Genomic DNA, 17,315 nt, shown 5'->3' with positions numbered 1-17,315 from the left:
GATCCATCAGACCGGCCTCGCCCTCCTCACGAAAGCGCCTGAGCCACTTGTAGGCTGTGCGGACACTGACTCCTGCGGCTTGTGCTGCATCCTCGACACGTAGCCCACTGAGCATGCGTTGTACGAGAAGGGCTCGACCTCGCGGGGTAAGACGGGCATGTTTATGCAGGTTCATCCGGGGCTCCTGGAAGGCTGTGTTGGTCGCGCTTCCAGAATTCCGGGAACGCCCCGGATGAACAACCTACTGAGAAATCACACCTAGTCCTTGCGGGCGATGCTTTTGTCTTTTGGCTTTGCGGTCTGGAGTTTCAGACGTCACGCCTTCCTTGGCCCGGACGACAGATTGCGCCTTGCACCACGCTGGGATTTTTTGAGGCATGTAGGAGCCCGCTTGCGGGCGATGCTTTTGTCTTTTGGCTTTGCGGTCTGGAGTTTCGGACGCCGCGCTTTCCTCGGCCCGGACGACAGGTTGCGCCTTGCACGGCGCGTCACTTTCTCTTGTCTCGCCAAGAGAAAGTAACCAAAGAGAAGGCGACCCCGTCATCCGGGTCTTCGCTGCGCGAAGACTGCCCTCACTCCGACGCCGCTCCGGGGGCACGTCACGACGGGACATCCCTGTCCCGCCGCGCCTCGCTCGGCGTCCTGCCTCGCGTCCCCCTGCGCAACGCCTGCGTTCGGCCGGATGAAAGGGGATGGCCCGAGTGGCTTGATGGTTGGGTGCCTTTTGCAAAAAAGGCGAGATCGAAAGTCGTACCAGCCGAGCGATAGACACCGGTATGTGGTCAGCCAGGTAAAAGCTTCATCGCCGTGCAAGTGGTGGAAAACGCGTTGCGGTTTTCCACCCTACGGTGGCTGGTGGTTCAGTGATGGCTGCATCAAAGACGTAGGGCGGATTCAAGAGCGAAGCGAACAGTCCGCCGGGGACGCCGCCGATGCGAAACCGGTGCATTGCTTGGTGAATGCACCCTACGGTGGTCTCGCGTTCGAGACCACAACAGCTTTAGCTTTGCTTTCTCTTTTTCTGCTTTGCTTCTTGCTCTTCACACCCAAACCATCAGGCCACACCACTCGCCCCATCAGCAGGCCGAGCGCAGGTGTCGTGGAAGGGGTTGAGCGGCAGGGATGCCGCGAGAGCCGCGAGGGCCATGGATGGCCCTTCGTGGCGGGCCCCTGGAACGGCACCGGAGCGAGGGAACCCCGGCAACGCCGGGGCCGGATGCAGGGGCAAGCGGTTTTGGTTACTTTTGCCGCGACTGGCAAAAGTGACGCGCCGTGCTGGGCGCAATCTGTCGTCCGGGCCGAGGAAAGCGCTGCGTCCAAAACGCCAGATCACGAAGCCAAAAGACAAAAGCATCGCCAGCAAGCCGGCTCCTACGGCGCATCCCAGCATTCCGCGCCGCGCAAGGCGCAATCGGTAGTCCGGGCCGAGGAAAGTGCGGCGTTCGAAACCCCAGACCCGCACAGCCAAAAGACAAAGCATCGCCCGCAAGCGGGCTCCTACCAGTTCTTTCAAGCGTTCACGCCGTGCAGGGCGCAAGCTGTAGTTCGGGCCGAGGGAAGTGCGGCGTCCTATCTCGCCACCCCAAGCCCCGGCAGCAGTCGCGCGAAATACAGCTCGTCCACATAGCCCTGCTCGCCGGCGCGCTTGTAGGCGGCGCGCAGGGTGCCTTCATGTTCGAAGCCGAGTTTCCTGTAGAACGCCTGCGCGCGACCGTTATCGGCTTCGACCATCAGCTCGATGCGCAGTACACCTTCGGCTTGCAGCCGCTCGATCGCGGTTTCGACCATCTCGCGTGCGAAGCCGGTGCCGTGCATCGCCGGGTCGACGGCCAGGGTGGCGAGGAAGCCTACGTGCGCGGCCCGCCCGCCGTGCCGCGCGGTGCGATAGAAGCCGCGGATGCGCCCGGCCTGTTCGACCACCTGAAAGCGCCGTGTGGCCAGCAGATGGGCGTAGTGCGGGCGGAAGTCTGTCGCCGGCATCGGGTCGAGACCGAGGTAGGGCACCACGGCGTCGTGCATGTACAGCGCGTGGACCGCTTCGAAGTCCTCCGAGGTGGCGAGGCGGTGCAAGGGGCGGTCGGCCATGATCGGCTCCATCGGGATGATGACGCCCAGAGCTAAGCAGGCGATGCCCGGCTTGCCAAGCGATGGCGTCTCTCGACGTGCGCAGGGTTTTCGGCGGGGGGAATGGCCGCCCCGCGGTGGCCACAGGCCTGGGCGGCGCAATGCATCAGTGCGATGCCGGCTCGATCAGGGCCTGATCGCCCCGCAGGTGCGCGGCGAGGAAATCCAGCAGGCAACGTACCGCCGGCAGCAGCGCGCGGCGCGGCGGGTACATGGCGTGGACGATGCCCGGTTGCAGCGCCCAGCCGGGCAGCGCTTCGACCAGCCGGCCCGCCTGGCGCTCGTCCTGGCACAGGTAGTCCGGCAGCATGCCGGCGCCGATGCCCTCGACCACGGCGAACTTCAGCGCGGCCAGGTCGTCGGCCAGGTAGCGCGGTTGGTGGACGAAGGTGAAGGCTTCGCCTGCCGGTCCGACGAGGTCGAGGCGGGCCTGCCCGGCGCTGGCCGACATCGCCACGGTATCGAGGCGGGACAGCTCGGCCGGCGTCCGGACCGGACCCTGCCGTGCCAGTTGCTCGGCGCTGACCAGCAGGAGCCCGCGGCTGATCCCGAATTCCTTCGCCGCGAGCGTTGCGCTGTTCTCGATCACCGGCCGCACCCGCAGCGCCAGGTCGACACCTTCCTCCACCGGGTCGACCGGCCGGTTGAGCACTCGCATCTCCACCGTCACGCCCGGGTAGCGCCGCAGGAAGCGTGGCAGCAGCGGACCGACCGCGCTTTGCGCCAGCGTGACCGGGCAGCTGATGCGCACGGTGCCGTGCGGCTCGCTGCGTACCTGGGCGATCGCCTCGCCAGCGGCGGTCGCCGCGTCGCGCACGGCCAGGCAATGGCGCAGGTACAGCTCGCCGGCCGGGGTGAGCGATAGCCGCCGTGTGCTGCGTTGCAGCAACTGCACGCCCAGGCTCGCCTCGAGCTGCGCCACCCGGTGCGACAGCCGCGACTTGGGCAGGCCGAGCGCCGCGGCGGCCGCGGTGAAGCTGCCGCGCTCGGCGACTTCGGCGAAGAACAGCAGGTCGTTCAGGTTCTGCATGATTGTTCAGTCATTCGGACAATACGGAGCATTTTTGCCGACTTATCGCTCATTGGCCACCTCCGTAGGATGAGCCCCAAGCCTGCCGTCACGGCAACCATCCACCGATTCCTGAGGGACCTTCCATGAAACTGCTGCACATCGACTCCAGCATCCTCGGCGCCAACTCCGCGTCGCGCCAGCTGACCGCCGAAGCGGTCGCCGAGTGGCGCCGCCAGCATCCGCAGGCACAGGTCGATTACCTGGACCTGGCGATCGACACGCCCGATCACTTCGGCACCGATGCGCTCGGCGTCAAGCTGGGCCAGCAGGCCGAGGCGAGCGAGGCGCAGCGGGCTCAGAACGAGCAATCCGAACGCCTGCTGACCCAGTTCCTGGCCGCTGACGTGCTGGTCATCGGCGCGCCGCTGTACAACTTCGGCATCCCCAGCCAGCTGAAGGTCTGGATCGATCGGCTCGCCCAGCCGGGTCGGACCTTCTCCTACACCGCCAATGGCCCGGTGGGGCTGGCCGGCGGCAAGACGCTGATCGTGGTATCGACGCGCGGCGGCAAGTACCCGGACGAAGGACCGATGGCGCCGACCGATCGCCTCTACATGCAGCAGATGTTCGGCTTCATGGGGATCAGCGACGTGCGCTTCGTGCGGGCCGATGGTCTCGCGATGGGTGGCGACGCCCGCGCGGCGGCATTCGCCCAGGCGCGGGACGACATCCAGGCCGCCATCGAGCCCGCCTCGGTGGTCGCCTGATACACGACAGATTTTGGGGGCGGCCGGCACCAGGGGTGCGATCCGCTTGGCGGGTTGTTCGCTGCGTTCCTGAACCCGCCCTACGTGTTTGCTGCGCGCGCCTCGCAGCGGGTGCGGGACCGGCAGCCATTGATTCAAGGCGCGAAGGTCGCGCCGCAGAGGAGGTTTCAGATGCACGAGTTACGCCGGGCCGCCGATCGCGGGCAGGCCGATCATGGCTGGCTGCAATCGCGGCACAGTTTTTCCTTCGCCGAGTATCACGACCCGCGGCAGATGGGCTTCTCCGACCTGCGCGTCATCAACGATGACCGTGTCGCGGCGGGGCAGGGGTTCGGGCGACATCCGCACCGGGACATGGAAATCTTCTCCTACGTGCTAGACGGCGCGCTGGAACACAAGGACAGCCTCGGCACCGGCTCGGTGATCCGGCCCGGTGATGTCCAGCTGATGAGCGCGGGTCGCGGCGTTTCGCACAGCGAGTTCAACGCGTCGGCGACCGAGCCGGTGCATTTCCTGCAAATCTGGATCGTCCCGACCGAGCGTGGTGGTCCGCCGCGCTACCAGCAGACCCATGTCAGCGCCAGCGAGAAGCGCGGCCGGTTGCGCCTCGTCCTTTCGCCCGAGGGCGGCGAGGGTGTGTTGCAGCTCGGCCAGGACGCCCGCGTCTACGCCGGGCTGTTCGACGGTGCCGAGCAGGCCCGGCTGACGCTGGACGGCGCCCGCCATGCCTACGTGCACGTTGCGCGCGGCGCCCTGACCGTCAATGGCGTGCGGCTGTCCGAAGGCGATGGCCTCAAGGTGCGCGACGTCGGGCGCATCGAGCTGAGCGACGGGCAGGGCGCCGAGGTGCTGGTGTTCGACCTGCGTGCCGGGGCGCTGTCGCGCTGAATCGATCGGCCTGCTGAACCATCCGCGCCCGCCGGCGCCATCGTGGCGACAGGCCCGCGAGCCGCTCCTGCGAGTCCGTGGTCTGCTGAATCCAGCGCCTTGCCGCAGGCGCCATCTGCGCTGGAGCGGTCCAGCACCGGTTCGCCTGCCAACTCGCACAGGCCGACCTTGCCTGACATCGAGGCGAAAGCGCCGGTAGCGGCGCTAGGCGTCCCTTTCGTTGAAATCAAAAATATTGCGGTTGTGGCTCAACAGTATTCATTGGAGTAAAGCGAACCGCGGGCCGAGAATGTGCAACGCATTCTTCATCGCGGCACCTGCTGCGCCAATATCCAACCGAATCAGGAGGAGCGGCGTGTGAACGCGACGCACCGGCCTGCCCGTGCGTACGTGGTTGCCTCGCAAAAAGCCATGACCGATTCCCTAACCATGTCCGATCCCATCGCCTACAACTACCGCGTCGTCCGCCAGTTCACGCTCGCCACTGTCTGCTGGGGCATCCTCGGCATGGGGCTGGGTGTGTTCATCGCGGCGCAGCTGGTGTGGCCCCAGCTCAACTTCGACCTGCCCTGGACCAGCTTCGGCCGGCTGCGGCCGGTGCATACCAATCTCGTGATCTTCGGGTTCGGCGGGTGCGCGCTGTTCGCCACGTCGCTCTACGTGGTGCAGCGCACCTGCCAGGTCAGCCTGTCGTCGGAGGGACTCGCGCAGTTCGTCTTCTGGGGCTGGCAGGCCGCGATCGCGTCGATGGCGGTGAGCTACATGCTCGGCTACACCACCTCCAAGGAGTACGCCGAGATGGAATGGCCGATCGCGCTGTGGGTGGCGATCGTCTGGGTGCTCTACGCGTACCTGTTCTTCAACGCGCTGGCCCGGCGGCGGGTGCGGCACATCTACGTCGGCAACTGGTTCTTCGGGGCCTTCATCCTGGTCACGGCGATGGTGCACATCGTCAACCACGCGCTGATTCCGGTGACCCTGTTCAAGTCCTACTCGCTGTACTCCGGTGCCACCGATGCGATGGTGCAGTGGTGGTACGGCCACAGCGTGGTGGGGTTCATCCTCTCGGTGGGCTTCCTCGGCATCATGTATTACTTCGTGCCGAAGCAGGCCGAGCGGCCGATCTATTCCTACCGCCTGTCGATCGTGCACTTCTGGGCGATCATCTCGATCTACATCTGGGCCGGCCCGCACCACCTGCACTACACCGCGCTGCCGGACTGGGCGCAGTCGCTGGGCATGGCGATGTCGATCATCCTGCTGGCGCCGAGCTGGGGCGGCATGATCAACGGCATGATGACCCTCTCGGGCGCCTGGCATAAGTTGCGCACCGACCCGATCCTGCGCTTCCTCGTGGTCTCGCTGGCGTTCTACGGCATGTCGACCTTCGAAGGCCCGATGATGGCGATCAAGACCGTCAACGCGCTTTCCCACTACACCGACTGGACCATCGGCCACGTCCACGCCGGCGCCCTCGGCTGGGTCGCGATGATCTCCATCGGCTCGCTCTACCACCTGATTCCCAAGCTCTGGGGGCACGAGCGGATGTACAGCGTCGGGCTGATCAATGCCCACTTCTGGCTGGCGACCATCGGCACCGTGCTCTACATCGCCTCGATGTGGGTCAACGGCATCACCCAGGGCCTGATGTGGCGCGCGGTCAATGACGACGGCACGCTGACCTACAGCTTCGTCGAGGCGCTCGAGGCCAGCCATCCGGGTTACGTGGTGCGCATGATCGGCGGCGCCACCTTCGCCTCGGGCATGCTGCTGTTGGCGCTGAACACCTGGCTGACGCTGCGTCAGACGCGGCAGCAGGCGGCTTCGCAGCAGGGTGAACTCGCCATGTCCTGACCCGCCTCGCCGGAGCCGAACATTTCCCTTGGGCTCACGCCTTGTCCACGGACGGACATTTTTTGGGCATCATGCCCGCCCGTTTTCGGCTCGTTTCAGCAGGCACCATGCAAGACCGCTTAACCGACTGGTTCCGATCCTTCTACCCAACCCCCCTGACCGCCCCGCCGAAAGAGTGGCTGCGCGCGGGCATTGGCGTCGCGCTGGTGCTGGCGATGACGCTGCCGGCCGGCATCTGGCTGTTCGGTGTGCCGGCGACGCTGCACCTCGCCGGCCCGGTGGGCGCCTCGGCGTTTCTGCTGTTCGCGGCCTCGTCGAGCCCGTTCGCGCGGCCGTGGCCGGTGCTGGTGGGCAACACCATCGCGGCGCTGATCGGCATCAGCATCGCCTTGAGCGAGCTGGGCCCCGTTCCGGGCGGGCTGCTGGCAGGCAGCCTGACGCTGATCTGCCTGTTCGTGCTGCGCTGTCTGCACCCGCCGTCCTGCGCGCTGGCGCTGGTCACGGCCCTCGGCGGGGCGGATCTCCAGGCGATGGGCTATGGCGTGCTGCTGCCGGTGTTGATGAACTCGGTGTTGCTGATCGCCGCCGGCCTCGTCTACAACAACCTCACCGGTCATCCCTACCCGAAGAGCAGCCCGCCGCGCGACAACACCCACCACACCCGCGACCCGCTGCCCAGCGAGCGCTTGAGCTTCACCCATGACGACGTCGACCGTGCGCTGCGTGAGTTCGGCGAGTACGTGGACATCACGCGCGACGATCTCGAACGGCTGATCAAGCAGACCGAAAAACACGCGCTGCGGCGCAGCATGGGCGAGATCACCGCCGCCGACATCATGTCCCGCGACCTCTACTGGAGCGGCCCGGACGTCTTCATCGAGCACGCCTGGAAGACCCTGCAGCAGCATCGTCTGCGCTCGCTGCCGGTGCTGGACGGCGACAGCCGCAGGCTGATCGGGATCGTCACCCTGGTCGACCTGCTCAAGCACTTCCAGCCGCGCCCCACGCGCATCAGCTTCGGCCAGCTCAAATACCTGCGTGGCACCAAGCTGCGTGCGGTGATGAGCTCGCCGGTGGTATCGGTCCGGGCCGACACGCACATGGTCGAGCTGGTCTACCTGCTGTCCGACCGCGGCCTGCACTGCCTGCCGGTGGTCGACGACCAGGAGCGGCTGATCGGCATGGTCACCCAGACCGACCTGATCGCCGCGCTGTACGCCAACTGGCTCAAGCACCTGCCGGACTGAACGATCCGCCCTCGATGCCGCCAATGCCCGGCCGCTAGATTCGCGGCCGTCAGATCTCACGGCGTTAAATTTCGTAGTACCAGCGCGACCAGTCGTACTCGTCGCGCGCCACTTCGCGCAGCAGCGCGAGGGTCTTGTGCAGCGCCGGCGCCTCGCTGTTGCGCCGGTAGACGAGGTAGACGGGATAGGAAAACTCCGGTGCCTTCGCCACGCGCTTGACGATGCCTTCCTCGAGGTAGCGCTGTACCACCCGCGTGCGGAAGTAGCCGCGGCCGCCGCATTGCAGCAGGTATTGCAGCGCCAGCGGACCGAGGCTGAACGACACCGCCGAGCGCGTGTGCTCCGGCAGCGCCTGGTCGTGCTGGGTGCGGAAGGCCGGCCCCCAGTCGACGTACAGGTAAGGGTCCGGGTTGTGGGTGGCCACCACCTGGATGAGCTTTTCCTCGAGCAGCTGCTCGATCTGCAGGCCGGGCGAATACTCCGGCTGGTGTACCAGGGCGACGTCGAGCAGGCCGCGATCGAGCTTCTCCTGCAACGCGTCGCCGCTGTCGACTTCGCCGCGCACGGCGTGATCGGGCATCGCCTGGCGCAGCCGTTGCACCCACGCCAGCATCAGCGGATTGCACAGGCTGACCTCGGCGCCGAGGCTGATCAGACTGCCGAAGCCTTGTGGCAGCGGCAGGTCCCGGCGCGCCGCTTCCCAGGTCTGCACCAGCTGGCTGGCATAGGCGACGAAGCGCTCGCCGTCGGGCGTCAGCCGGGCGCCGGCACGGTTGCGCACGAACAGGCGGCAGTTGAGCTGGCGCTCCAGGTTGCTGACGCGCGCGGTCACCGCGGTCTGGGTGATGTGCAGCCGCTCGGCGGTTGCGACGAAGCTGCCGCTGCGGATGATGTCGAGGAAGGTCCGGGCGAGATCGATGTCCATAGGCTGCTCATATCAATCGAGTTGATATAAAAGCAGCTTCAGATTGGAAACGACAGGGCAAAAGGGCGCTGGGGCGGGATGAAGAGACTCGTTGGAGCTCGCGGCGTGATGCGCGGCGTGGCTTGGCTTGGCGTTGCGGGCACGCCGGCGCGATTGCACCGGCCCTGTCACGCTGGCTGCCTCAGTGCGAGGTGCCCTCGGCGAATTCGATCTTGTTGCCCACGTTGTACTTGCCCGATGGCTTGTTCATGGGGATGCGCTTGATCTCCTCGAGCGTCCGGGCGTCGTAGACGATCAGCGCGCCGTCGGTGTCCCAGACGCTCAGCACCACGTAGCGGCCGTCCTTGGTGAACTCGACGTGCGCGGCGTTCTTGCCCGGCATCGGGCGCAGGGTGTGGGCGATCGCCAGCGTCTGTTTGTCGATCAGATGGACCCGGTCATTGTTCGGGCCGAAGAACACGTCGGTCCAGGCATAGGGCGAGTTGGCGTGGCTGCGCATGAAGAAGCCCGGCCCCTCGGTCGGGATCTCCTTGATCAGGTGCCAATCCTTCAGGTCGAGCACCGAAATCAGCCCCTTGGCGATGTTCGGCGTGGCGAAGATCCACCGGCCGTCACGCTTCCAGTAGATGCCCGAGCCGAGGTGCGGCATGCCCGGTAGCGGCACCTGCGCGACCGGCTCGCCGGCGTCGAGGTCGATCACCTGGCCGCCCTTGGCCTGGCGCGAGGTGGCGAGCAGGTAGCGGTAATCCGGCGTGAAGGAGAAGTCGTCGAGCAGGTCGCGCGCGGCGATGCGGCGCGGCTCGAAGTCGGGCGTGCCGCCGTAGGGCAGCTCCCAGACTTCGCGCACGTCCTTCAGCGCGACCACGAAGCTGCCGCGCGGCGGGGCGGTGTAGACGGCGCTGACCCGCGAGGCGGTGCCGTCCTGGCCCTTGGTGGGGATCAGTTTGTGCAGCGACAGGTCGCGGGCGTCGAGCACCGCCAGGTTGCCCGGCAGGTAGTTGCCGACCAGAACCCAGCGACCGTCGTTGCTCACGGCGAGGTTGCGGGTGTTGATGCCGGCGCGGGTTTCGGCGATGAGCCTGAAGTTGTGCAGGTCGTAGAGGCTGATCCAGCCGTCGCGCGAGGCGAAGTAGACGAAGCGGCCGTCGGGCGAGAATTTCGGCCCGCCGTGCAGCGCGAACTGCGAGGGGAAGCGCGTGAGCACCTCGAAGCGATCGCCGTCCAGGATGTTGACGTGATGATTGCCGGCCTCGACCACGACGAAGAGGTTCATCGGATCGGCGTCATGCTGCGGCGTGTCGGGCAGCGTGGCCGGGTCGACCAGCAGGCGATGGCTGGCGCGGATGTCGGCCTCGCCCCAGCGCGGCGGCACGGCGGCGGGCTGGTAGAGGTAGTCGGTCAGCGCGTCGATTTCAGCGGCACCGAGCCGATCGGAGAAGGCGGCCATCTGGCTGGCCGGACGGCCGTCGCGGATAACCGCCCGCGCCTCGTCCGGCTTCAGGCGACCGAGGCTCTCGGGCAACAGCGCCGGGCCGGCGCCGCCGAGTCGGTCGACACCGTGGCAACCCTGGCAGTGGGTCCGGTAGAGCGCTTCGGCGTCTGGCGTTTCGGCGGCCTGGATCGCGTGGGGTGCCACGAGCAGGGCCAGGGCCAAGCCCAAGCCCAAGAGGGGAAAGCCGCAGCCCAGCAGAGAAACGCTGCGGCCCAGCAAGGGTCGGATCAGCCGCATAGCTCGCGCACCTCGTCGAAAGGATCGGCGGCCAGGTGCGCCGGAAAGTGCATCGGGCGCTCGGCGAACAGCCCGACGACGCGACCGATGACCGTCAGCGTCGGTGCGCTGAGCCGGTTGTCGCGCGCCAGCACCGGCAGCTCGGCCAGGGTGCCGCGCACCACCTGCTGGTCCGGGCGGGTGCCGTTGGCGATCAGCGCAGCCGGCGTATCGGCCGGCAGGCCGGCGGCGATCAGCTTCTCGGCGATCTTGGGCAGGCTGGCCAGGCCCATGTAGAACACCAGGGTCTGGCCGCCCTCGGCCAGGCTCCGCCAGGGCAGCTTGAGTTCGCCGTCTTCCTGCAGGTGGCCGGTGATGAACTGGCAGGCATGCGCCAGGTCCCGGTGGGTCAGCGGAATGCCCGCGTAGGTGGTGCAGCCGGCCGCCGCGGTGATGCCCGGCACCACCTGGCAGGCGATGCCGCGGCCGAGCAGGTGTTCCAGCTCCTCGGCACCGCGACCGAAAATGAACGGGTCGCCGCCCTTGAGCCGCACCACGCGCAGGCCGCGCAACGCCAGGTTGGCCAGCAGGCGGTTGATGTCTTCCTGCGGCAGGCTGTGGTAGCCGCTGGCCTTGCCGACGTAATGACGGCTGCACGTCGGTGGAAGCAGGCCGAGCAGCGCGTCGCTGACGAGCCGGTCGTACACCACGGCGTCAGCCTGTTGCAGCAGGCTCCAGGCGCGCAGCGTGAGCAGGCCGGGGTCTCCGGGGCCGGCGCCGACGAGGGCGACTTCGCCCGGTTCCAGCCGCGCCTGTAGCGCAGCGGGGAGTGCAGTGGTCGCGATCATCGTGGCTCCTTGGCCGTGGTCATCAGGCTGTCAAAGGGTGGTGCAGGGAATCGCGCGCAGGCCGATCTCGTCATCGCTGAGGTAGCAGCCGGGGTCTTCGCCCCAGAGATCGCCCTGTGCCCAGGCGCGGGTGCGGGTGTTGCCGTTGCAGATGTCCAGCCAGCGGCAGGTCGCGCAGCGTCCGCCGACGGCGCGAGGATGCTGGCGCAGGGCAGCCAGCAGCGGGGCGGGGTCGTCCAGCCACAACTCCCTGAATGGACGGTCCAGCACGTTGCCGACGCTGTGGTGCCACCAGTAGGTATCCGGGTGGACCTCGCCGGTGTTGTCGATGTTGGCGATGCCGCTGCCCGAGGCGTTGCCGCCCCAGCCGCGCAACAGCCGCTCGAGCGCGGCCCGTTGCCGGGGCAACCGGCGCTCGACCCACTGCAACAGCAGGATGGCGTCGGCATCGTTGTTGCCGCTGACGAAATCGGTGTCGCGGCCCTCCTGGATGTCCTGCCAGGCGCGCTCGAACAGCTGCTCCATCGCGTCGCGGGTCATCTGCCAGTGGGCGTCGAGCTTGCGGCTTCGCTTGCCGCGCCCGCTGTAGTTGAGGTGCGAGAGGTAAAACTTCTGCACGTCGTGCTCGCGCATCAGCGCCAGCAGGTCGGGCAGTTGCGGGTAGTTGTGCTGGGTGAGCGTGGTGCGCAGGCCGACGCGGATGCCGTGCTGGCGGCACAGATCGATGGCACGCATCGACGCGGCATAGCTGCCCTTGAGCTGGCGGAAGTCGTCGTGCACCGCTTCGAGCCCGTCGATGCTGATGCCGAGGTAGTCGAACTGCGCGGCGGCGATGCGCTGGATGTTGCTCTCGTCGATCAGGGTGCCGTTGGTCGAGAGCGCGACGAAGAAGCCCCGGTTGCGCGCGTAGTCGGCGAGCAGGAAGAGGTCCTTGCGCAGCAGCGGTTCGCCACCCGAAAGAATCAGCACCTTCACGCCGGCCTGCTGGAGGTCGTCGATGACCTTCAGCGCCGCTTCGGTATCGAGCTCGTCGCGGAATTCGCTGTCGGCGGAGGTCGCGTAGCAGTGCTTGCAGGTGAGGTTGCAGCGGCGCAGCAGGTTCCAGATCACCACGGGCGGGCGCAGGCTGCCGGGTGCCGCGCTGTGCGGCGGTGGACATTGGCCGGCCAGGGCGCGCAGGTAATGGCTGATTCTCAACATGCTCGGACTCCTGTGCGGCGACTGCCGGCGGCGTGCCTCGTTGCCGGCAGGATCGCCAAGGCCATCGCCCGGAGCCTTGATCCGAAGCAATAAAGGCGGGCGGCGGTGCCGGGGCGAGACGTCATGCCGCAGGGTATTCCGGGCTGCTGGGCGAGCCGGTTCCCAAATGGCGCGCGCTCCTGTCGACGGCAGTGCCGAGGGCGCTCAGGAACGGGTAGCATCCTGCGATTATTTCGCTGGCGTTCGGCCGGCATCAGGGAGGGGGCGGGTCGATGAAGCGACTGGCGATTGCGCTGGGCGTCGGGTCGGGTTTCTTGTGCGGTGCGCTGACGGTGGTGGGGATCGTCGGCTATCAGCGGCTCGGGTTGAGCGGTGCGCCCTGGGTGCTGATCGAGGTGCGTAACGATTCAGCCGCGGTGCCGGTGGCGATCCGGGTGGAGAGCGATGAAGCCATCCTCGACGTGCGGTTGTCCGAAGCGGCCGAGGCGCCGCTGCTCATTCCGGTCTACCAGCGCGGGGAAGGGGCCTATCGCATCGAGTACCGCATGGCCGACGGTTCGGTCTGCAGCAGCGGTTCGGGCTATGTCGAGGCGGGGTATCGGGTGGTCGAGCGGCTGACCGACGAGGGCGCCATCAGCGCCGTGGCGGCCGAGCTTGGCCAGCGCCCCGATCCTTGCGTGAAGCCTGCGCCATGAGGCGAGGCGATTCGGGCGAATCGAGGCTGATGGCGCTGCTCGCCTCGCTGTGCTTTTCCATACCGACGTCGGCGTTCGTCTGGTTCGCGGCCAATCGCGAGCTGGCCTTCTGGCAGGGCTACCTGGGCAGCGGCTGGCTGTGGGGATCGATCCTTCTGTTTTCCGTCGTCGCGTTCGCATCGCCCCGGCTGTTCCCGTCCCTGATCGGTGCGATATGGCGCGTGATCCACCGGTTGGCGCTCGGGTGGTGGTAGGCGGCCGACAGGGTTAGCGCTGGCGCGCCGGACTGGATGCGCCCGTCAGACGCAGGCCGGTCTTCTTCAGGATGCGGCTGCTGACCAGCATCTCATCGGCCCGGCAGACCTCGCCGAGCAGCGTACGGATGGCCTGGCGATCGCGCTCGATGTCGTCGGCGTTGCGACCGTGCACCATCGCGAACAGGTTGTAGCGCCAGCCGGGCTGGCGCGGGCGACGGTAGCAATGGCTGACGAAGGGCTGTGCGCCAACCAGCGGGCCGAGTCGTTCGAGCGCCTCGTCGTCCACGTCCCAGACCGTCATGCCGTTATGCCGGTAGCCCAGCCGGTAATGATTCGGCACGGCGGCGATCCGGCGTATGGCGCCGTCGGCCTGCAAGCGCTGGAGCAGCGCCAAGGTCGCCTCGACGTCCAACTCCAGCCGCTCGGCCAGCCAGGCCCAGGGGTCCTCGACCAGCGGCAGGCCGGCGTCGGTAAGGGCGACCAGCCGGCGCGCCTGGGCCAGATCAGACGGGGAAATGCAGCCCGACATGGTAGGTCGTCTCCTTGGGCAGGTTGAGCACCTCGAGTCCGGTGAGCGCTTCGATGCGGGCGATGGCCTGCGCGATGCCTTCGGGTGTCTCGCAGCCGAGCACGAACCACATGTTCCAGGCATGTTCGCGCCGGTAGTTGTGCGCCACTTCCGGCATCGCCTCGAGCACCGCGGCCACGGCATCGAACCGTGGCTCGGGCACGCTCAGCGCCGCGAGGGTGAAGGCGCCGCCGAGCCGTTCGATGTCGAACATCGGGCCGAAGCGGGTCAGGGTGCCGTCGTCGAGCAGGGCCTGGATGCGCGCGCGCAGCACGGCGGGGTCGGCGTCGAGTTCCTGCGCCAGCGCCTCCCAGGGCCGGCGAACCAGCGGCAGGCCCCGTTGCAGGCGGTTGATCAGTCGGCGATCGAGCTCATCCATGGGCGATCACCTGTTGCGGTTCCTGCGGTTCCTGCGGTTGCGGTGGCGCGTAGCGGCCGCCGCATTGCTTGAAGGCGCGCGTGCTGAACAGCAGCTGGTGCGGCAACCCGTCCAGGCCGTGCTCGGCCAGCAGCCGCTCGATCCGCTCGACGACGTCGGCCCGCTCGCGGCCGTGGATCATGCAGAACAGGTTGTAGCGCCACTGCGGCAATCGGCGTGGGCGCTGGTAGCAGAGGTTGACGCCCGGTGCCTGGCCCAGTTGCTGGCCGACGGCATCGACCCGATCATCCGGCACGTCGAGCACCAGCATCGCGTTGGCGCGAAAGCCCAGCGCGCGATGCTTGAGCACCAGCCCCATGCGCCGGAACAGGCCGTCGTCGCTCCACTGGCGGACCTGTTCGAGCACGGCGTCTTCCGTGGCGCCAAGCTGCTCGGCGAGCCGCGCGTAGGGGCGTGCGGCCAGCGGCAGGCCGGCTTCGAGCAGGCGGCGCAGTTGCAGCGCCTGGCGATCATCGAGCGGCGCGATCATGACGCGACCTCCAGCGGAAAGCCGAGGTCGATGCGGTAGGCGCTGCGCATGGGCAGGTCGAGCGGGGCCAGGCCGGTTTCGGCTTCGATCTGCGTCAATATGCGATCGAGATGGGCGCGATCCGGCCCGGTCAGCACGAACCACAGGTTGTAATGGTGCTCGCGCAGGTAGTTGTGGTTGACCTCGGGGTAGCCGTTGACGCATGCCGCGACGGCCTCCAGCCGGGCTGGCGGTACGGCCAGCGCGACGAGCGTGCTGGCGCCTGCGCGGCTGTGTTCGAACACCGGCCCCACGCGCGACAGGCACCCGGCCCGATCGAGGCGTTGCAGGCCGGCCAGCACCTCGGCCTCTTCGCAGCCCAGCGCCTCGGCCATTGCCCGGTAGGGCTCGGCGCACAGCGGCATGCCGTGCTGGAAGCGGTCGATCAGGCGGCGGCTGAGGCTGTCGAGTTCCATGTCAGAGGCCCGTCTCGTGTGCGCGGCTGCTGAAGAAGATGCCGCTCGGGCTTTCGGCCGGCAGCCGCTTGAGGCGCTCGAGTCGATAAGGGTCCCAGACCTGGACTTCATGGCCGTCACGCACCGAGAGCCAGAGCTGGTCGCCGCGGGCGGTGAACTCCATGTGCAACACCGCCGGGCCGGGTTCCAGCGTGGCGATGATCTGGTGGGTCTCGCTGTCGATGACCTGCACCTTGCCGTTGTCGGGGTGGGCGAAGTTGACCCAGACCTGCCGCGCATCCGGGCGCGCCATCACGAACACCGGCTGGCCGGCGACGTCGATGGCGTCGGTCTGCTTCCAGCTCGTCGAATCCATCACCAGCACGCGATGCTGGCCGATGGCGGGCACGAAGGTCTGGTCGCCGGCCACGGTCCAGCCCTCGAGGTGGGGCATCTTGTAGACGGGCAGCTTGTCCTGGCCGCGACCGTAGTGATCGAGGATGCGCTCGACGCCCCGCTCCGGGTGCCAGAGGTCGATCTTGCCCATGCCGTCTTCGCCGAACAGGCCGGCCACGTAGTAGCGGCCCTCAGGTGTCAGCAGGGCGTCATAGGGCTGCTTGCCGATGTCGGGGAAGCGCGTGATCGCCGGCTCGTTGCCCTGGCTGAAGTCCAGCAGCCAGGTTTCATCGGTATCGAACAGGCTGTAGATGAAGCGCCTGCCGGGAACGTCGGTGACGCCGACCACCCGCGAGTTGCGGCTGCCATCGGCCAGCGGCGTCGCCGGGATGTTCGCGACGAGGTCCAGGGTCTTGGCATCGAATACCTTCACGCCGCCCGGTTCGTAGTTGCCGACGGCGATCAGCGTGCCGTCCTGGCTGATGGCGCCGCCGATGCTGTTGCCGGCCTGGACGATGCGCTTGTCGATGCGCTGCTCGAGCAGGTCGACCTTCGTCAGCCCGCCGTCACGGCCGAAGACATAGGCGAAGCGCTGATCGCGAGAGAACACCACCGATGCGTGCGACAGGTCGCCCAGCCCTTCGAGGCGGGCCAGCCGGCTCATGCCGGTGCTCTCGATGATCTGTAGGCTGCCGCTGGCGCGCTCGATCACCACGCCGAGATCGCCGCTGCCCCGCAGGGGCGGTTGTTGCGCGCAGGCGCTGAGCAGCAGGCTGGCGGCGGCCAGCAGCAGGGCGGGGCGGTTCATGGCTTGGGGTATCCGTGCAGAAGAGTGTCCACCAGCCAGGCGATGTCCTGCTCGCTGAGCAGAGGCTGCCAGCCGGGCATGGCGGTGCCGGGGCGTCCGTAGGTGACGGTGGCGATGAGGCTGTCGCGGGGCTTGCCGGCGAGCGCTTCGAGGGTCAGGGCCGGGCCGAGGCCGCCGGTCATGCGCAGGCCGTGGCAGGAGCCGCAGTCCTGTTTGAGCAGGTTTTCCAGTTGTGCCTGGCGGGCCGCATCGGGCGCGCCCAGGGCTAAAGAAGGGAGGAGGGACGTCATGACCAGTCCCAGACCTCGTACTGCATGGCGGGATAGGTGCATGACGTTCTCCTGGGGCTTACTTCAGGCTAAGAATCCACTCGGCGAGGGTCTTGGCTTCTTCTTCGGTGACCTGGTTTGGCGGCATCGGGATGGGGCCCCACTTGCCCTGGCTGCCGTTCTTGATGCTGGTGGCGAGGGTGGCGACGGCGTCGCCCTGGCCGGCGTACTTGGCGGCGACGTCCTTGTAGGACGGGCCGACCAGCTTGGTGTCGATCGAATGGCAGGCGGCGCAGCCCTTGCTCTTGAACAGCTCCTCGCCCGTGGCGGCTACCGCCGACTGCATGGCGACGAAGCCGCCAATGGCCAGCAAGGGGATAAGTACTTTCTTCATCAGAGTTTCCTCA

Annotated in this window: 20 protein-coding genes; 6 read left to right on the top strand and 14 right to left on the bottom strand. The window is 67.4% G+C overall.

Annotation, left to right across the window (positions count from 1 at the left end):
• The 3 genes from D7325_RS06015 to D7325_RS05995 form a co-directional block, all read right to left on the bottom strand.
• Window positions 1–175, bottom strand: a 175-nt coding sequence (locus D7325_RS06015; RefSeq protein WP_162988009.1) for a leucine zipper domain-containing protein, incomplete at its 3' end; no start/stop codon positions are given.
• Window positions 176–1,569: 1,394 nt separating this feature from the next.
• Window positions 1,570–2,085 carry a GNAT family N-acetyltransferase gene (locus D7325_RS06000; RefSeq protein ID WP_342769569.1) on the bottom strand — a complete coding sequence of 172 codons (516 nt, stop codon included), beginning with the start codon at window positions 2,083–2,085 and terminating at the stop codon, window positions 1,570–1,572.
• Window positions 2,086–2,230: 145 nt separating this feature from the next.
• Window positions 2,231–3,154 carry a LysR family transcriptional regulator gene (locus tag D7325_RS05995; RefSeq protein WP_120994618.1) on the bottom strand — a complete coding sequence of 308 codons (924 nt, stop codon included), beginning with the start codon at window positions 3,152–3,154 and terminating at the stop codon, window positions 2,231–2,233.
• Window positions 3,155–3,279: 125 nt separating this feature from the next.
• Between D7325_RS05995 and D7325_RS05990 the strand changes: the two genes are divergently transcribed.
• The 4 genes from D7325_RS05990 (at window position 3,280) to D7325_RS05975 (ending at window position 7,892) form a co-directional block, all read left to right on the top strand.
• Entirely contained in the window at window positions 3,280–3,903 is a 624-nt protein-coding gene (locus tag D7325_RS05990; protein WP_120994617.1) for an FMN-dependent NADH-azoreductase, read from the top strand.
• 171 nt (window positions 3,904–4,074) lie between these two features.
• A complete protein-coding gene (locus tag D7325_RS05985) occupies window positions 4,075–4,791 on the top strand; it encodes a pirin family protein (protein WP_120994616.1) in 717 nt (238 codons plus the stop codon).
• A gap of 411 nt (window positions 4,792–5,202) precedes the next feature.
• Window positions 5,203–6,645, top strand: a complete 1,443-nt coding sequence (gene ccoN, locus D7325_RS05980; RefSeq protein ID WP_120994649.1) for a cytochrome-c oxidase, cbb3-type subunit I — start codon at window positions 5,203–5,205, stop codon at window positions 6,643–6,645.
• Between the two features lie 107 nt (window positions 6,646–6,752).
• A complete protein-coding gene (locus tag D7325_RS05975; RefSeq protein WP_120994615.1) occupies window positions 6,753–7,892 on the top strand; it encodes an HPP family protein in 1,140 nt (379 codons plus the stop codon).
• Between the two features lie 64 nt (window positions 7,893–7,956).
• On the opposite strand, the gene D7325_RS05970 is transcribed toward D7325_RS05975, so the two are convergent.
• From D7325_RS05970 to nirJ, 4 genes are all read right to left on the bottom strand, one after another.
• Entirely contained in the window at window positions 7,957–8,817 is an 861-nt protein-coding gene (locus D7325_RS05970; protein WP_120994614.1) for a LysR family transcriptional regulator, read from the bottom strand.
• Window positions 8,818–8,998: 181 nt separating this feature from the next.
• The gene (locus D7325_RS05965; protein ID WP_120994613.1) at window positions 8,999–10,546 is read right to left on the bottom strand and encodes a nitrite reductase; all 1,548 of its coding nucleotides are present in this window, start codon (window positions 10,544–10,546) and stop codon (window positions 8,999–9,001) included.
• A complete protein-coding gene (gene cobA, locus D7325_RS05960; RefSeq protein ID WP_120994612.1) occupies window positions 10,537–11,373 on the bottom strand; it encodes a uroporphyrinogen-III C-methyltransferase in 837 nt (278 codons plus the stop codon). The genes D7325_RS05965 and cobA overlap by 10 nt, the downstream gene beginning before the upstream one ends.
• Window positions 11,374–11,403: 30 nt before the next feature.
• Window positions 11,404–12,573 carry a heme d1 biosynthesis radical SAM protein NirJ gene (nirJ, locus tag D7325_RS05955; RefSeq protein WP_120994611.1) on the bottom strand — a complete coding sequence of 390 codons (1,170 nt, stop codon included), beginning with the start codon at window positions 12,571–12,573 and terminating at the stop codon, window positions 11,404–11,406.
• 272 nt (window positions 12,574–12,845) lie between these two features.
• Between nirJ and D7325_RS05950 the strand changes: the two genes are divergently transcribed.
• Both D7325_RS05950 and D7325_RS05945 read left to right on the top strand, forming a co-directional pair.
• On the top strand, window positions 12,846–13,268 hold the full coding sequence (locus D7325_RS05950; RefSeq protein WP_120994610.1) for a hypothetical protein: 423 nt from the start codon (window positions 12,846–12,848) through the stop codon (window positions 13,266–13,268).
• A 29-nt stretch (window positions 13,269–13,297) separates the two neighbouring features.
• On the top strand, window positions 13,298–13,522 hold the full coding sequence (locus tag D7325_RS05945) for a hypothetical protein (protein ID WP_218565173.1): 225 nt from the start codon (window positions 13,298–13,300) through the stop codon (window positions 13,520–13,522).
• 13 nt (window positions 13,523–13,535) lie between these two features.
• On the opposite strand, the gene ahbB (D7325_RS05940) is transcribed toward D7325_RS05945, so the two are convergent.
• Genes ahbB (D7325_RS05940) through D7325_RS05910 form a run of 7 tightly spaced genes read right to left on the bottom strand, consistent with a single transcriptional unit; the run spans window position 13,536 to window position 17,302 of the window.
• Window positions 13,536–14,054, bottom strand: a complete 519-nt coding sequence (gene ahbB, locus D7325_RS05940; RefSeq protein WP_120994608.1) for a siroheme decarboxylase subunit beta — start codon at window positions 14,052–14,054, stop codon at window positions 13,536–13,538.
• Window positions 14,029–14,472: an Lrp/AsnC family transcriptional regulator gene (locus D7325_RS05935; RefSeq protein ID WP_120994607.1), complete on the bottom strand. Its 444-nt coding sequence runs from the start codon at window positions 14,470–14,472 to the stop codon at window positions 14,029–14,031. Before D7325_RS05935 ends, ahbB (D7325_RS05940) begins: the two co-directional genes overlap by 26 nt.
• Entirely contained in the window at window positions 14,465–15,001 is a 537-nt protein-coding gene (gene ahbB / locus D7325_RS05930; protein ID WP_120994606.1) for a siroheme decarboxylase subunit beta, read from the bottom strand. The genes D7325_RS05935 and ahbB (D7325_RS05930) overlap by 8 nt, the downstream gene beginning before the upstream one ends.
• Window positions 14,998–15,456 carry an Lrp/AsnC family transcriptional regulator gene (locus D7325_RS05925; protein ID WP_120994605.1) on the bottom strand — a complete coding sequence of 153 codons (459 nt, stop codon included), beginning with the start codon at window positions 15,454–15,456 and terminating at the stop codon, window positions 14,998–15,000. The genes ahbB (D7325_RS05930) and D7325_RS05925 overlap by 4 nt, the downstream gene beginning before the upstream one ends.
• A 1-nt stretch (window position 15,457) precedes the next feature.
• On the bottom strand, window positions 15,458–16,639 hold the full coding sequence (locus tag D7325_RS05920; protein ID WP_120994604.1) for a cytochrome D1 domain-containing protein: 1,182 nt from the start codon (window positions 16,637–16,639) through the stop codon (window positions 15,458–15,460).
• Window positions 16,636–16,971 carry a c-type cytochrome gene (locus D7325_RS05915; protein ID WP_162988008.1) on the bottom strand — a complete coding sequence of 112 codons (336 nt, stop codon included), beginning with the start codon at window positions 16,969–16,971 and terminating at the stop codon, window positions 16,636–16,638. The genes D7325_RS05920 and D7325_RS05915 overlap by 4 nt, the downstream gene beginning before the upstream one ends.
• Window positions 16,972–16,987: 16 nt before the next feature.
• Window positions 16,988–17,302, bottom strand: a complete 315-nt coding sequence (locus D7325_RS05910; RefSeq protein ID WP_120994603.1) for a c-type cytochrome — start codon at window positions 17,300–17,302, stop codon at window positions 16,988–16,990.
• Window positions 17,303–17,315: the final 13 nt, after the last annotated feature.

The organism is Stutzerimonas urumqiensis, assembly GCF_003640395.1.
In the GTDB taxonomy this organism is placed as follows: domain Bacteria; phylum Pseudomonadota; class Gammaproteobacteria; order Pseudomonadales; family Pseudomonadaceae; genus Stutzerimonas; species Stutzerimonas urumqiensis.
The sequence above is the reverse complement of the archived record's forward strand: the minus strand, read 5'-3'. Positions and strand labels throughout refer to the sequence as shown.

Bases quoted from the DNA above. Each gene is read 5' to 3' on its own strand.
- D7325_RS05910 (WP_120994603.1), bottom strand. From the start codon at position 17,302: ATGAAGAAAGTACTTATCCCCTTGCTGGCCATTGGCGGCTTCGTCGCC.
- cobA (WP_120994612.1), bottom strand. From the start codon at position 11,373: ATGATCGCGACCACTGCACTCCCCGCTGCGCTACAGGCGCGGCTGGAA.
- D7325_RS05990 (WP_120994617.1), top strand. From the start codon at position 3,280: ATGAAACTGCTGCACATCGACTCCAGCATCCTCGGCGCCAACTCCGCG.
- D7325_RS05935 (WP_120994607.1), bottom strand. From the start codon at position 14,472: ATGGATGAGCTCGATCGCCGACTGATCAACCGCCTGCAACGGGGCCTG.
- D7325_RS05950 (WP_120994610.1), top strand. From the start codon at position 12,846: ATGAAGCGACTGGCGATTGCGCTGGGCGTCGGGTCGGGTTTCTTGTGC.
- D7325_RS05945 (WP_218565173.1), top strand. From the start codon at position 13,298: ATGGCGCTGCTCGCCTCGCTGTGCTTTTCCATACCGACGTCGGCGTTC.
- ahbB (WP_120994608.1), bottom strand. From the start codon at position 14,054: ATGTCGGGCTGCATTTCCCCGTCTGATCTGGCCCAGGCGCGCCGGCTG.
- D7325_RS05920 (WP_120994604.1), bottom strand. From the start codon at position 16,639: ATGAACCGCCCCGCCCTGCTGCTGGCCGCCGCCAGCCTGCTGCTCAGC.
- D7325_RS05970 (WP_120994614.1), bottom strand. From the start codon at position 8,817: ATGGACATCGATCTCGCCCGGACCTTCCTCGACATCATCCGCAGCGGC.
- D7325_RS05915 (WP_162988008.1), bottom strand. From the start codon at position 16,971: ATGCACCTATCCCGCCATGCAGTACGAGGTCTGGGACTGGTCATGACG.
- D7325_RS05925 (WP_120994605.1), bottom strand. From the start codon at position 15,456: ATGGAACTCGACAGCCTCAGCCGCCGCCTGATCGACCGCTTCCAGCAC.
- ccoN (WP_120994649.1), top strand. From the start codon at position 5,203: ATGACCGATTCCCTAACCATGTCCGATCCCATCGCCTACAACTACCGC.
- D7325_RS05965 (WP_120994613.1), bottom strand. From the start codon at position 10,546: ATGCGGCTGATCCGACCCTTGCTGGGCCGCAGCGTTTCTCTGCTGGGC.
- nirJ (WP_120994611.1), bottom strand. From the start codon at position 12,573: ATGTTGAGAATCAGCCATTACCTGCGCGCCCTGGCCGGCCAATGTCCA.
- D7325_RS05995 (WP_120994618.1), bottom strand. From the start codon at position 3,154: ATGCAGAACCTGAACGACCTGCTGTTCTTCGCCGAAGTCGCCGAGCGC.
- D7325_RS06000 (WP_342769569.1), bottom strand. From the start codon at position 2,085: ATGGCCGACCGCCCCTTGCACCGCCTCGCCACCTCGGAGGACTTCGAA.
- D7325_RS05975 (WP_120994615.1), top strand. From the start codon at position 6,753: ATGCAAGACCGCTTAACCGACTGGTTCCGATCCTTCTACCCAACCCCC.
- ahbB (WP_120994606.1), bottom strand. From the start codon at position 15,001: ATGATCGCGCCGCTCGATGATCGCCAGGCGCTGCAACTGCGCCGCCTG.
- D7325_RS05985 (WP_120994616.1), top strand. From the start codon at position 4,075: ATGCACGAGTTACGCCGGGCCGCCGATCGCGGGCAGGCCGATCATGGC.